The sequence below is a fragment of the Candidatus Pelagibacter sp. Uisw_101 genome, assembly GCF_047727615.1.
GTDB lineage: Bacteria > Pseudomonadota > Alphaproteobacteria > Pelagibacterales > Pelagibacteraceae > Pelagibacter.
This window is the reverse complement of sequence record NZ_CP159821.1, coordinates 1046488-1061104: the sequence shown is the minus strand read 5'-3', so window position 1 is coordinate 1061104 and position 14617 is coordinate 1046488. Positions and strand designations below refer to the sequence as shown.

The window sequence follows — 14617 nt, the reverse complement described above, 5'->3', positions numbered from 1 at the left end:
CCGATAGATTGCCTGGATGCCAAAATTATACTCAGGAGCAGAGATAGTATTTAAATCTCTCGAAGACCAAAAAGTTGAACATATTTTCGGATATCCTGGTGGAGCAGTGCTTCCTATCTATGATGAATTAAAAAATCATCCAACTATAAAACATATTTTAGTTAGACACGAACAAGGTGCAGGCCATGCTGCAGAAGGTTATGCAAGATCAACTGGAAAACCAGGCGTTGTATTAGTTACGTCAGGACCAGGTGCAACAAATGTTGTCACTGCATTAACTGACGCTTATATGGATTCAGTTCCTTTAGTTTGTATTTCAGGACAAGTTCCTACGCACTTAATTGGAACAGATGCTTTTCAAGAATGTGACACCACAGGAATTACAAGACCTTGCACCAAACATAACTGGTTGGTTAAAGATATAAATGATTTATCAAGAATTATGCATGAAGCCTTTGAAGTCGCAACAACAGGAAGACCTGGACCAGTATTAGTTGATATCCCAAAAGATATCCAGTTTGCAAAAGCAAAATATTTTAAACCTAAAAAAGAAAAAAAATTAAATGGAAAAGTTCTTAATAAATTTAATCAAAAAGAAATTGACCAATTAGTAGACTTAATGAAAAAAGCTTCAAAACCAGTTTTTTATACTGGAGGTGGAGTAATTAACTCAGGTCCAAAGGCAAGTGAACTTTTAAGAAAATTAGTGGCCTTAACTGGATTTCCCATTACATCAACTTTGCAAGGATTAGGTGCTTATCCGGGAGATGATAATCAATTTTTAGGAATGCTTGGCATGCATGGAACTTATGAAGCTAATAATGCAATGCATGATTGTGACTTATTGATAAACATTGGTGCAAGATTTGATGACAGGATTACAGGAAAGATAGATGAGTTTTCTCCAAAATCTAAAAAGGTTCATATTGATATTGACCCATCATCGATAAATAAAATAGTAAAAGTTGATCTAGCTATTGTTGGTGATGTAAGTGATGTAATTAAATCAACTACTAAAACTTTAAAAAAGAAAAACTTAAATTTAGAAAAATCAAATAAACAAAAAATATCAAAATGGTGGCAACAAATTCAAAAATGGAGAACAAAACAATCTCTAAATTTTATAAATAGTGATAAGATTATTAAGCCTCAATATGCAGTTCAAAGATTATATGAATTAACTAAAAACCAAGACACATATATCACCACTGAAGTCGGGCAGCATCAGATGTGGGCAGCACAACATTATAAGTTCAATAAGCCTAATAGATGGATGACATCAGGAGGACTTGGAACTATGGGTTATGGATTACCAGCGGCAATAGGGGTACAAGTTGCACATCCTAAAAAATTAGTTGTAGATATTGCTGGTGAAGCATCAATTTTAATGACTATGCAAGAAATTTCAACTGCAGTTCAATATAATTTGCCAGTAAAGATATTTATTTTGAACAATCAATATATGGGCATGGTTAGACAATGGCAGGAACTGCTTCATGAAAAGAATTACTCCGAAAGTTACTCGGAGGCATTACCAGATTTTGTAAAATTAGCTGAGGCTTATGGTTGTGTTGGTATTAGAGCGGAAAATCCAGATGAATTAGATGAAAAAATTGAAGAAATGATCAATATAGACAGACCAGTAATTTTTGATTGTCATGTAGATCAAGCTGAAAATTGTTATCCAATGATACCTTCAGGAAAACCGCATAATCAAATGTTGTTGGGACCAAAAGATCAGAAAGAAAATAAAATTACAGGTAAAGGGAAATCTTTAGTTTAAAATGGCAAAATCTAAATCAGCATATAGCACACCTAGCAAATTAGGTAAAATTGATACACATATAATTGTTGTTTGGGTTGATAACGAAGCAAGCGTATTATCAAGAGTGGTGGGTTTATTTTCTGGAAGAGGTTATAATATAGAATCTTTAGCTGTAGCAGAAGTAGATCAAAAAAATAATCTTTCTAGAATTACAATTGTAACTACTGGAACCCCTCAAGTTATTGAGCAAATTGTATTACAGTTGAAGAAGCTAGTTCCAGTTCATAAAGTTGGAAATTTTAAAAGAGAAGATAAAAAAATTATATTTAAGGAGATGGCCCTATTAAAAATCGTTGCAAACTCTAGTAAAATTAAGAAGGCTTTAAATGCTTGTAAAAAATACAATCCAGTTATATTAGATAAAACAAATAAATCTGCTGTAATTCAAATAACAGCTTTAAGAAGAGAAATAGATAGCGTGACAAAAAATTTAAAACCATTTGGTCTTGTTAGCGCCTCAAGAACTGGAGCGGTTGCAATGACAAGAGGTGCAGAAATTTTTAATTAATTAAAAGGAGAAAATAATGAAAATGTTTTATGAAAAAGACGCAGATGTAGATTTAATTAAGAACAAAAAAATAGCAATTTTTGGCTATGGAAGTCAAGGGCACGCCCATGCTTTAAATCTAAAAGATAGTGGTGTTAAAGAAATTGTTGTTGCTCTTAGAGATGGATCATCAAGTGCTGCTAAAGCAGAATCAAAAGGCTTGAAAGTAATGAATTTGTCAGATGCAGCAGAATGGGCCGATGTTGTTATGATATTAACACCAGATGAACTACAGGCTGAAATTTATAAAAATCACATTGAACAAAGAGTTAAAGAGGGAACGAGTATAGCATTTGCTCATGGTTTAAATGTTCATTATGATCTTATTAAAGCTAGAAAAGATTTGGATGTCTTTATGGTTGCACCTAAAGGTCCTGGACATTTAGTTAGAAGTGAATATGAAAAAGGTGGTGGTGTGCCATGCTTGTTTGCTGTTCACCAAGATGGGTCAGGAAAAGCAAGAGACCTTGCTTTATCTTATGCTTCAGCTGTAGGCGGTGGAAGATCAGGAATTATAGAAACAACATTTAAAGATGAAGTTGAAACTGATTTATTTGGGGAACAGACTGTTCTTTGTGGTGGGTTAGTTGAGTTAATTAAAAATGGTTATGAAACTTTAACAGAGGCTGGCTATGCACCTGAGATGGCATATTTTGAAACTGTTCATGAAGTAAAATTAATTGTTGATTTAATTTATGAGGGTGGAATTGCAAATATGAATTATTCTATCTCAAATACAGCTGAGTATGGAGAGTATGTTGCTGGACCAAGAATTATAGATAAGGAACAGACTAAAAAAAGAATGAAAGAAGTATTAACAGATATACAATCAGGTAAATTCACTAAAGAATGGATGAACGAGTGTAAAAATGGTCAAAAAAACTTTTTAGCAACAAGAGCTAAACTTGCAGAGCATCCAGTTGAAAAAGTTGGTGCTGAACTTAGAGCAATGATGCCTTGGATTAGTAAAAAGAAATTAGTTGATAGCGATAAGAGTTAATTTTACTAAAAACCCAAATCGATCAAAAATTGTAGCCAAAATATAACATTTATTTTGCAATCTCTATTATAGATTGTATTATAGATTTTCTAAAATTATCGGTTATGAGCGACAAAGATAAAGTTATTATATTTGATACTACGATGCGAGATGGTGAGCAGTCACCTGGTGCATCAATGAGTATTGAGGAAAAAATTCAAATTGCAAGAATTTTTGATGAATTAGGAATTGATATTATTGAAGCAGGATTTCCAATAGCATCCCCAGGAGATTTTGAGGCAGTAACTGCAATAAGTAAAATTTTAAAAAATTCAATTCCATGTGGATTATCAAGAGCTAGCAAAAAAGATATAGATGCATGTCATGAAGCATTAAAAGCTGCTCCAAGATTTAGAATTCATACTTTTATTTCAACAAGTCCACTTCATATGAAATTTAAGTTAAACAAATCTCCAGAACAAGTTGTGGATGCAATAAAAGAAAGTGTTACTTATGCGAGAAATTTAACAGATGATGTTGAATGGTCTTGTGAAGACGGAACTAGAACAGACATGGACTTTATGTGTAAGATAGTTGAGACAGCAATCAGCTGTGGCGCTAAAACAATAAATATTCCTGACACTGTTGGTTATACAATTCCATCAGAATTTACTAAAATTATCACAACTTTAAAAAACAAAGTTCCAAATATAGATAAAGCTATTTTATCTGTTCACTGTCATAACGATTTAGGATTAGCAGTAGCAAATTCTTTGGCTGGAGTTCAGGCTGGTGCAAGACAAGTGGAGTGTACAATTAACGGTATTGGTGAAAGAGCAGGTAATGCTGCACTTGAAGAAATTGTAATGGCTATAAGAACAAGAAACGATTTGATGCCTTATACAACAGGAATTAAAACTGAATTATTAAGCAAAGCTTCAAAAGTTGTCTCTAATGCAACGTTTCCAGTTCAATTTAATAAGGCAATTGTTGGAAAAAATGCTTTTGCTCATGAAGCGGGCATTCATCAAGACGGAATGCTTAAAAATAGAGAAACTTATGAAATTATGACACCAGAGAGTGTTGGGGTTAAAAAAACTTCATTGGTAATGGGTAAACATTCAGGGCGTCATGCGTTTAAAGAAAAATTAAATGATCTTGGTTATGCAGATGTAACTGATGACGTAATTCAATCTGCTTTTGGTAAATTTAAAGTTTTAGCTGATAAGAAAAAGCATGTTTATGATGAGGATATTATGGCCTTAGTTGATGATAGTTTAATTACAGACAATAAAATAAATGCAATAAATTTAAAGTCTTTAAAAGTTTTTGCAGGAACAGGTGAACCTCAAAAAGCAGAGATGACTCTTGATGTTTATGGTGAAATTAAATCAACCTCAGAAACAGGCGATGGTCCTGTAGATGCTATTTTTAAATGTATCAAAGTTTTATATCCACATGATGTGAAATTACAATTATATCAAGTTCACGCTGTTACGGAAGGAACTGATGCACAAGCTACAGTAAGTGTTAGAATTGAAGAAGAAGGTAAAACTACAGTTGGACAAGCCGCTGATACTGACACATTAGTAGCGTCAGCTAATGCTTATTTAAGTGCTTTAAATAAAATGATTATTAAAAGAAAAAAAACTGCTCCAATGGAGCATGAAACTCAGAAAATGAAGGGAATATAAGATGGCTAATTGGTTTAAAAATATAACAAACGTTTGGAGTCAGGATATGGCGATTGACCTTGGAACTGCTAACACTCTCGTTGTATTAAAAGGACAAGGAGTGGTTTTAAATGAACCATCTGTTGTTGCTATAGTTGAGAACATGGGTAAAAAAACTGTGCTAGCAGTTGGAGATGAAGCAAAAACTATGCTTGGAAGAACACCAGGTAACATTAGTGCTATTAGACCTTTAAGAGACGGAGTGATTGCAGACTTTATAGTTACTGAAGAAATGATTAAACATTTTATAAAAAAAGTTCATAAAAATAAAACTTTTGCAAACCCAAGAATTTTAATCTGTGTTCCGACAGGGTCAACACCAGTTGAAAGAAAAGCAATTCAAGATAGCGCATTAGCAGCAGGTGCAAGAAGAGTTCAATTAATTGAAGAACCTATTGCAGCAGCAATTGGTGCAGGTCTTCCAATCTCAGAAGCAACAGGATCAATGGTTGTTGATATTGGTGGAGGTACTACAGAGATAGCTGTTATGTCATTAGGAGGTCTTGTTTATTCTAGATCTTTAAGAGTTGCTGGAGATGCAATGGATACAGCTTTAGTAAATTATATGAGAAAAGAATATAATCTTATGATTGGAGATAGTACTGCAGAAAAAATAAAAAAAGAAATTGGTACAGCTATTCCATCCAACAGCAATACTTATGCTGTTAAAGGTAGAGATTTAAGATCGGGAACACCTAAAGAAGTAAATATTACAGAAGAAGATACGGCAGAAGCTTTAAACGATATTTTAAAAGAAATGGTGAATGGTATAAAAGATGCCCTTGAAAACACTCCTCCTGAATTATCAGCTGATTTAGTAGATATGGGTTTAACGTTAACAGGTGGTGGAGCTTTATTAAAAAATATTGATAAAAGATTTTCTAAAGAAACTGGATTACCAGTTTTTATAGCAGACGATCCATTAGCATGTGTTGCAATTGGGACTGGCAAAGCTCTAGATCAAGAAGAAACATTCTCTACTATGCTATCTGAGTATTAGAAATAATGGAAACAAGCAGAGATGATTTTGTAATTGCATTAAGGTCTGCTTTTTTAAAAAAAGGAACACAGCAAAGGTTCTCATTATTAAGTTTAATATTTTTTTCTATAATTTTTTTAATTTTAGGCAGTTTTAACTTTAAGATTATAAACTATGTAAAAATAGGTATTACGGAAATAGCTTATAGATCTTCTTTTATAGTTTCTGTACCAGAGAATTTATTGAAAGATAGCTATCTTACAATTCAAAATCACAACAAACTTTATAAGGAAAATGAAAAAATTAAATCAGAACTAGAAATTTTAAAAGCTAAAGATTTATTAAATGAATTTATAATTTTAGAAAACCAAAGATTAAAAAATATAGTTGATGATTATCTGGTTAAATCAGACACCATAATTGCTAAAGTTTTAAGTGATAAAAGTAGTCCATTTTTAAGATCTATCATCATTAACAGAGGCAGTAAAAATAAAATCAACCTTGGAATGGTTGTAATGGATGGAGTATATCTTGTTGGAAAAGTTATTGAGGTTAATTATTTGTCATCAAGGGTATTATTACTTTCAGATTTGAATAGTAAAATTCCAGTTATAATAGAACCCAATGCAGTATTCTCTATACTTTCAGGCACAGGTAAAGATTATGCGGTCATTCAATATAGTAAAAAATATGAGGACATAAAAAATGAGTCAGTTATTTACACTTCTGGAGCAGGCAGTTTGTTCAAGGCTGGAATACCTATAGGAAGAATGAATATGAATAACTTGAGTGATGAAAAAAAAATAGAATTTTTTTCAGATTTTTCTCAATTAAAATTTGTAAAAGTTGTTTCATTTAAAAAAAGTGAGAACAAATGATAGGGTTAAGAAATAAAAATTTTATTAAAATAATACTATCAAAAGTACCCTTAATTCTACTTTTTGTATCTGTTTTAAATGATTATGACTTTAATCATTTAAGTTTTGAATATTTTTCATTTAACTTTTCATACATTTTAATTTTTTACTACAGTCTAAAAAAAACTGAAAGTTTAGGATATACTTATATTTTTATTGCAGGCTTATTTAATGATGTTGTGATAGGAACTCCAATTGGATTAAGTAGTTTAATATACTTAATACTTTGTGTTGCAGCTTCCTATCTTAGAAATATTACTTTAAGACCAAGTTTATTGAAAGATAGTATATTTTTTCTTATAACAATTTTAATTATAAATTCCTTACTATTCATTGCTTTAAATTTTATTTTTAATTATCAGTTAGATTATTTTGACCAAATGATAAATATTACATTCACTTTTTTATTTTATTTTTTATTTTCAAATTTTTTTGATTTTTTTGAAAGCTATTTTGTGAGAAACAATAATGCTGGGTGAAAATTTTGGTGTAAAAAAAGTTCAAACCATTAATAGAAGAATGTTTATTATTGGTACTGCTAAGTTGGTTGTATTTACTGGAATAATTGCTCGATTATTTTCATTACAAATTACAGAGAACAAAAAATATTTAACTCTATCTGATAAAAACAGATTACGTGAATGGAGGTTACCTCCAATTAGAGGTGAGTTTTTAGATTATTTTGAAAATATTATTGCTGGCAATTTAAAAGTATATCAATTGCACGTAATTCCAGAGGAAGTAGAAAACTTTAAATATTTAATGGTAAGACTAAAAGATATCCTATCAATCAGTAATAGTGATTTTAAAAAAATAATAATACAAAAAAATAAACAAAAACCTTGGGAAACTATAATTATTTCTAAAAATTTAACTTGGGAGCAGTTTACAAAAGTCAATTATTACTTACACGATCTAGTAGGAGCCAAACCAGTTCTGTCTGTATCACGTAACTATCCGTTTAATGAAAATTATACACATGTTTTAGGTTATGTAAGTGAAGCTAGTAAAGAAGACATTTTAAATAACAAAACTATAAAAGATACACATGTACCGGGACTTAAAGTAGGAAAAACTGGTTTAGAAAAAACTTTTGAGAATGAATTAATTGGTACAAATGGCATCCAAAGATACGAAGTTAATGCCTATGGAAAAAGAATTAGACAACTTGATCATACCGATGGATTAAATGGCAAGACAATTAAGCTCACAATAGATACAGAGGTTCAAAAGTTTTGTAATGAGCTTTTAAAAGGTGTAGCTGGCTCAATAAGTGTAATGGATATTTATACGGGTGAAATAGTTGCCATGCAATCATCGCCATCGTTTGACCCTAACTTATTTCTTTTTGGAATTAATCAAGATAATTGGCAGCTAATTAGAAACGATCCATTAAAACCATTAGTTAATAAAACTTTATCAGGGTTATATTCACCAGGCTCAACATTTAAACCAATGGTAGCTTTATCGGCACTAGAAAATAAAATTATTGATGAAAATTTTAAAGTTAACTGTACAGGAAAAATTGAAATGTATGGGCAAACTTATCATTGCTGGAAAAAAAGAGGACATGGTACCGTAGATTTAAAGAGTGCGATGAAGCAGTCTTGTGATACATATTTTTATGAGATTGCAAGAAAACTTGGTGTAGATCGATTAAAAGAAACATCTATAAAATTTGGTCTTGGTGAAAAAGTTTTAAATGAAACATTTAGTATTGAGAAAAAAGGATTAATTCCTGACACCAAATGGAAAAAAAATAATTTAGGAAAAGGTTGGGTTATAGGTGAAACATTAATTACAGGTATTGGACAAGGCTATACCCAAACAACACCTCTACAATTATGTCAAATGACAGCTCAGCTGGCAAATGGAGGATTTAAGATTTATCCAAAAATAATAGTAGAAGAGGATAGCAAAACAGCAGAGGAAATTAGAATTATAATGAATGAAAATAAAAAAGATAATGGCCTGAAAGATGCAACAGAACTTTTAGAGTTTTTAGATAAAAAAGAACATGAAGCCTTGTTTAAAAGTTCTAAAAATATAAACCTAGTTCGTGAAGCAATGTTTGCATCTACAAATGAAATTAGAGGAACCTCTTATAAATCAAGAATTGATGATCCAAAATATCAATTTGCTGGAAAAACAGGAACATCACAAGTTAGAAGAATTACAGAAGCCGATCGTGAGCTTGATTTAAAAACATTTGAAATTCCATATAATGAGAGGGATCATGCTTTATATATAGCTTTTGGTCCATATAAGAATCCAAGATACGCATTGAGTATCGTTATAGAGCATGGTGGATCAGGTAGCTCTGCTGCTGCACCGATTGCAAAAAAACTTTTTAAATTAATTATAGATAGACACGAGCTAAGGGTAAAAAAAACTAAACAAAATAATTTATAAATATAAATGCAATACAGCTCATTTAATGTACAACCTACTTTTTTTCAAAAATTAAGAGATTTTGATTATATTTTACTAATTTGTATTTTATTACTTGGGTTAATTAGCACTTTTTCCATGTATTCAACAGATGGTGGAGAAATTTTATTTCATAGCAAAAGTCATATTTCAAAATTTTTAATTTTTTTTACAATGATGATTTTTATGTCATTTTTCAATATTAAATTTTGGCATTACATTGCTTATTTGTTTTATATTGTAGTTTTATTTTTTTTAGTTTGGGCTTCCTTATACGGTATTAAAGCCTCAGGATCTCAAAGATGGATTGATTTATATTTTATTAATTTACAACCATCTGAACTAATGAAAATTGCAATAATAGTATGTCTTGCTAAATATTATCACCGTATACAGCTCAATAAAGTTAATAGTTTTCAAGTCATGTTTGTTGCCTTAATAATTTTAATTTTACCTATTTTGCTTGTTATTACGCAACCTGATTTGGGCACTTCAATTTTAATTGCACTAAGTGGATTGGTAGTTATTTGGCTTGCAGGAATTAATATTAAATATTTTATATATTCATTTATAGTTTTATTAATTTCGATGCCTTTTGCTATTGCTTTTTTACAGCCTTATCAAAAACTTAGAATTTTAACATTTCTTAATCCAGATAGAGATCCTTTAGGTGCGGGATATCAAATTATTCAATCTAAAATAGCAGTTGGATCAGGAGGCTTAACTGGTAAAGGATTTTTAAAAGGTACTCAAAGTTATTTAGAATTTTTACCAGAAAAACATACAGATTTTATTTTCACTTTATTTGCAGAGGAGCATGGTTTTTTAGGGTCCTTAGGTTTATTGTTAATTTATATAATTATTATTTATAGAGTATTAAAAATTGGTGCAATCTCGAGGAGTTATTTTGCAAAACTTTTTTGCTATGGCTATGGGTCTGCAATATTTTTTTATGTAACAGTAAATATGTCTATGGTTTTAGGCTTACTTCCTATAGTTGGATCTCCACTGCCAATTATGTCATATGGAGGATCTTCAATGCTTGCAACAATGATTGGGTTTGCAATTGTTATGAGTGCTAAAGTTAATCATAAACAGCTAATAGCTTAAGTGTTTTAATACTTTACTTGTCGAATTTGTCGCGAGAATATTTAGATTTAAGAATTATATAAAGTGTCATGGAAAAAAATTTAAAAATTGGAATTATAGGTGCTGGCATACAGGGTATTTCCAATGCGTTATTTTTACAAAAAAAAGGTTTCAGTGTAACAATATTTGATAGAGACGAACCTGGAAGTCCCGCTGCATCTTATGGTAATGCTGGTCACTTTTCTCCATATGCATCTGTTCCAATAAATAGACCTGATGTTTTAAGTGATGTCCCTGCAATGCTTTTAAGCACGACAGGACCACTTGCACTTAAATGGAACTATGTTCCAAAAATGGTACCCTGGTTTTTAAAATTTATAAGAAACTGCACAACAAAAAAAATGATGCACACTGCAAAAAATATGCATCAAATTTTGGATTTAGCACTACCTGCTTATGATGAGTTATTTGATGACATTGAGCTTGGAGGACTAGTTGAAAAAAAAGGTATTTTATATATTTGGAATGATCAAAACTTAAAAAGTAGAGAGCTTGAAATTAATATTAGAAATGAACTGGGTGTTGACCAACAAGAAGTAACACCAAAAGAAATTCATGATTTAGAACCAAATATAAAACCAATCTATCACGGAGGTGTTTATTATCGACATGGTAGACACGCTAGAAATCCTAAAAAAATTCTTTTAAAACTTTATGATCTTTTTTTAAAAAAAGGTGGCAGGTTTTTAAAAATGAATATTAAAGACATAAATTTTGATGATGAAAAACCAGTTATAAAAGCTGAAACACAAAGCTTTCTTTTTGATAAAATTGTAATTGCCTGTGGTTCGTTTTCAAAAAAACTAACAGATAATTTGGATGAAAAAATACCTCTTGATACTGAAAGAGGATATCATGTTCATTTTAAAGATTGTGATCATCTTTTAAGTAGACCGGTAATTTTTCAAAATAGAGGGTTTGGTATTACACCCATGGAACAAGGACTTAGAGTTGTAGGCACTGTCGAATTCGGTGGATTAGATAACCCATTATCTAAATCAAGAGTTAAGAATTTGATTAATAATGCAAAATATATGATGGGTGATTTACCTGGGCATGAAGATGAGTGGCTTGGTTTTAGACCTACATTGCCAGATTATTTGCCAGTAATAGGACCTTCAAAAAAATACAAAAATGTTTTTTATTGTTTTGGACATCATCATTTGGGATGGACTTTAGGGCCAATTTCAGGGAAAATAATCTCTGGAATGATAGCTGAAGAAAACACAAACTTAGATTTAAAGCCATATAGTTCTCTTAGGTTTAACTAAGTGATAAATAAAAATGATGTTGCTTATATTTTTTTATTTTTAGCAGCTTTATTCTGGTCAGGAAATTTTTTAGTTGGAAAATTTGCTAGCCAATACCAAATACCTCCATTTTCATTAAATTTTTATAGATGGCTTTTTGCTTGGTTGATCTTAGCGCCATTTACGATTCAAGAATTATTTAAAAAAAGAAATCATATTTTAGAAAATTATAAATATTACACAGTCCTTGGAATAACGAGTGTTACCATTTTTAATTCCATCGTTTATTATTCTTTAAATTTTACGCAAGTGATCAGTGGAGTGTTGATGATATCAACAATACCAGTGATGATCATTTTCATTTCATCAATTTTAAAAATTGAAAAAACTAATTCTTTTCAAATATTAGGAGTTACATGTTCTTTTATTGGAGTTGTTTTAATCATAACTAAAGCAAATCTTGGAATATTAATGAACTTAGATTTTAATAAAGGTGACATTACAATGGTTTTTGGAATGCTTTCTTGGGCTACTTATTCTGCTCTATTAAAGAAAAAAAAACACGAACTATCTCAACTAGGGTTACTAGAGGTAGTAATTTCATTTGGCTTTATTTTCTTAATACCAATTTATTTTATAGAGTATCAAATGGGCTTTAGAATTATTTTAAATCAAAACTTTTACCTGATTTTATTTTATGTAGTTTTATTTCCGGGTCTTGCTTCTTTTATTTTTTGGATAAAAGGAGTTGCTTTAATTGGTGCCAATAGAGCAGGCATTTTTTTACATATGATGCCTATTTTAAGTGCAATAATGGCCATGATTATTTTTAATGAAAAATTTATGTTTTATCATATGTTGGGCGCAATATTTATTTTAACTGGAATTCTTTTATCAAATAGGAAGATTAAAAATGCTTAAAGTTGCTATCTTAGACGATTACCAAAACGTATCTCATGAGTTTGTTGATTTAAAAAAATTATCAGGAGAGTATGAATTCAAAATATTCAGTGAACCATTTGAAGATGAAGCAGACGCCATAGAGCAATTATCAGATTTTGGAGCATTATTAATAATGAGAGAACGAACTCCAATTACTAAAAATTTAATCGATAATTTAAATGATCTTAAATACATCATAACAAGTGGCTCAAGAAATAAAGCTATAGATTTAATGGCTGCTAAAAAAAGAAAAATTATTGTATGTGGAACTGAGATTGGTTTTTCAGGTACATCTGAATTAACTTGGGGTTTAATCTTAGGTTTAGCTAGAAATTTTAAAGAAGAAATTGATAATATGTATCAAGGTTACTGGCAATCAACTATTGGCTTTGAACTTAAAGGAAAAATTTTAGGGTTAGTTGGACTTGGAAGAGTTGGTTCACAAGTTGCTAAAATTGGTAAAGCTTTTGGCATGCAAGTTATGGCTTGGAGTGAAAATTTAAATTTAGACACCTGTAAAGAATTAGATGTATTGCCATGTAGTAAAGAAGATTTACTTCAAAATTCAGATTTTCTATCTATTCACGTTCAAGGTGGAGAAAGATATAAAGAATTAATAAAACTAAAAGAGTTAGACACAATGAAGAAAACTGCTTTTTTAATTAATACTTCTAGAGGAAATATTATTAATGAGGACGATTTAATTATTGCATTATCAACCAATGTTATTGCTGGTGCTGGCCTTGATGTTTATGAGAAAGAACCTTTGCCAGAAGGTAATAAACTAAGATTTTTACCAAATGCATTATTAATGCCTCATGTTGGTTATGTTACTGCAGAAAATTATAGCATGTTTTATACACAAATGATTGAAGGTTTAGAGGCATGTGTTGCTGGTAAACCTTTAAGAGTATTAGAATAAATTTATGACAAAAAAAATTAATCAAGACCTGACTGCTGAACAAAAATTAGTTTTATTTGAAGATGGTACGGAAGCACCAGGTACTAGCGAATTAAATCATGAAAAGAGAGAAGGTAGCTATCACTGTACTAATTGTGGTGAAAAATTATTTGATTCAATTACTAAATATGAAAGTGGTTCAGGTTGGCCTTCATTCTATCAATCACTACCAGATGCTTTTGAAACTAAAACAGACACTCTATTAGGTTATGAGCGAGTGGAATATCATTGCAAAAAATGTGGCGGCCATCATGGTCATATTTTTGAAGATGGACCAAAGCCAACTGGCAAAAGATACTGTAATAACGGTGTTTGTTTAACCTTTAAGCCTAAAAATTAATTTATTTTAAAAGTTCTAGTAATTTATTTTCTTTTTCAAGAGCCCTAACATCATCGTAACCACCAATGTGTTGATCATCAAAGAAAATTTGAGGAATAGTTCTTTTACCATTAGCTTTTGTAATCATTTCATCCATAGCCCCATCTACAGTTGCAATGTTGATTTCTTTATATTCAACGTTGTTTCTAGTTAATAATTTTTTTGCTGCATCACAAAAAGCACAAAGCGGTCCTGTATAAATAATTATGGATTTCATGACTTATAAATAATCATTCTTTTTAATTTTGCTAGTAATTTCTTTTCTTGAATATTCGAACTTTTTTTTGTGTTTAATACTTTTTTGATTAACTCTTTTTCTCCACAATCTAAAAGAAACAGGCTTTATAGATCGTCTCATAATCTTAATTACTTCACCTTCTGTTTTTCCAGTCTTTTTCTCAATTTCCTCAAAAGTGATACGATCTGCCCAAGCAGCCCAAACGATCCAGTCAGGATCTGATATATGGGGCTCTGGATTTTTAACTCTAGTTATGGGGGTGTGACCTTTTTTTTTCATAAATCCTCA

15 protein-coding genes are annotated in these 14617 nt (G+C 30.6%); 13 read left to right on the top strand and 2 right to left on the bottom strand.

What is annotated here, in order from left to right; translation table 11 throughout:
- Positions 1–16: 16 nt before the first annotated feature.
- The 13 genes from ABXT48_RS05710 (at position 17) to msrB (ending at position 14052) form a co-directional block, all read left to right on the top strand.
- Complete coding sequence (locus ABXT48_RS05710; protein ID WP_415286034.1) at positions 17–1783, top strand: acetolactate synthase 3 large subunit; 1767 nt, start codon at positions 17–19, stop codon at positions 1781–1783.
- 1 nt (position 1784) lies between these two features.
- On the top strand, positions 1785–2333 hold the full coding sequence (ilvN, locus tag ABXT48_RS05705) for an acetolactate synthase small subunit (RefSeq protein ID WP_415286033.1): 549 nt from the start codon (positions 1785–1787) through the stop codon (positions 2331–2333).
- Between the two features lie 16 nt (positions 2334–2349).
- Positions 2350–3372: a ketol-acid reductoisomerase gene (gene ilvC / locus ABXT48_RS05700; protein ID WP_415277961.1), complete on the top strand. Its 1023-nt coding sequence runs from the start codon at positions 2350–2352 to the stop codon at positions 3370–3372.
- Between the two features lie 104 nt (positions 3373–3476).
- On the top strand, positions 3477–5045 hold the full coding sequence (locus ABXT48_RS05695; protein WP_415286032.1) for a 2-isopropylmalate synthase: 1569 nt from the start codon (positions 3477–3479) through the stop codon (positions 5043–5045).
- A gap of 1 nt (position 5046) precedes the next feature.
- Complete coding sequence (locus ABXT48_RS05690; RefSeq protein WP_415286031.1) at positions 5047–6084, top strand: rod shape-determining protein; 1038 nt, start codon at positions 5047–5049, stop codon at positions 6082–6084.
- 5 nt (positions 6085–6089) lie between these two features.
- On the top strand, positions 6090–6941 hold the full coding sequence (mreC, locus tag ABXT48_RS05685; RefSeq protein ID WP_415286029.1) for a rod shape-determining protein MreC: 852 nt from the start codon (positions 6090–6092) through the stop codon (positions 6939–6941).
- Entirely contained in the window at positions 6938–7459 is a 522-nt protein-coding gene (locus tag ABXT48_RS05680; RefSeq protein WP_415286028.1) for a rod shape-determining protein MreD, read from the top strand. The genes mreC and ABXT48_RS05680 overlap by 4 nt, the downstream gene beginning before the upstream one ends.
- Positions 7449–9392, top strand: coding sequence for a penicillin-binding protein 2 (mrdA, locus tag ABXT48_RS05675; RefSeq protein WP_415286027.1), 1944 nt, complete (start codon positions 7449–7451; stop codon positions 9390–9392). Before ABXT48_RS05680 ends, mrdA begins: the two co-directional genes overlap by 11 nt.
- Before the next feature lie 6 nt (positions 9393–9398).
- The gene (gene rodA, locus ABXT48_RS05670; RefSeq protein WP_415286026.1) at positions 9399–10520 is read left to right on the top strand and encodes a rod shape-determining protein RodA; all 1122 of its coding nucleotides are present in this window, start codon (positions 9399–9401) and stop codon (positions 10518–10520) included.
- 68 nt (positions 10521–10588) lie between these two features.
- The gene (locus ABXT48_RS05665) at positions 10589–11830 is read left to right on the top strand and encodes an NAD(P)/FAD-dependent oxidoreductase (protein ID WP_415286025.1); all 1242 of its coding nucleotides are present in this window, start codon (positions 10589–10591) and stop codon (positions 11828–11830) included.
- Positions 11831–12730, top strand: coding sequence for a DMT family transporter (locus tag ABXT48_RS05660; RefSeq protein ID WP_415286023.1), 900 nt, complete (start codon positions 11831–11833; stop codon positions 12728–12730).
- Positions 12723–13673, top strand: coding sequence for a D-2-hydroxyacid dehydrogenase family protein (locus ABXT48_RS05655; RefSeq protein WP_415286022.1), 951 nt, complete (start codon positions 12723–12725; stop codon positions 13671–13673). Before ABXT48_RS05660 ends, ABXT48_RS05655 begins: the two co-directional genes overlap by 8 nt.
- A gap of 4 nt (positions 13674–13677) precedes the next feature.
- Positions 13678–14052: a peptide-methionine (R)-S-oxide reductase MsrB gene (gene msrB, locus ABXT48_RS05650; RefSeq protein WP_415286020.1), complete on the top strand. Its 375-nt coding sequence runs from the start codon at positions 13678–13680 to the stop codon at positions 14050–14052.
- A 1-nt stretch (position 14053) separates the two neighbouring features.
- Here msrB and grxC read toward each other — a convergent pair whose 3' ends face one another.
- Positions 14054–14308, bottom strand: a complete 255-nt coding sequence (gene grxC / locus ABXT48_RS05645; RefSeq protein WP_415286019.1) for a glutaredoxin 3 — start codon at positions 14306–14308, stop codon at positions 14054–14056.
- Positions 14309–14311: 3 nt separating this feature from the next.
- Positions 14312–14608 (bottom strand): TIGR03643 family protein, encoded by a 297-nt coding sequence (locus tag ABXT48_RS05640; protein ID WP_415286018.1) that lies wholly within the window; start codon positions 14606–14608, stop codon positions 14312–14314.
- Between the last annotated feature and the right edge of the window lie 9 nt (positions 14609–14617).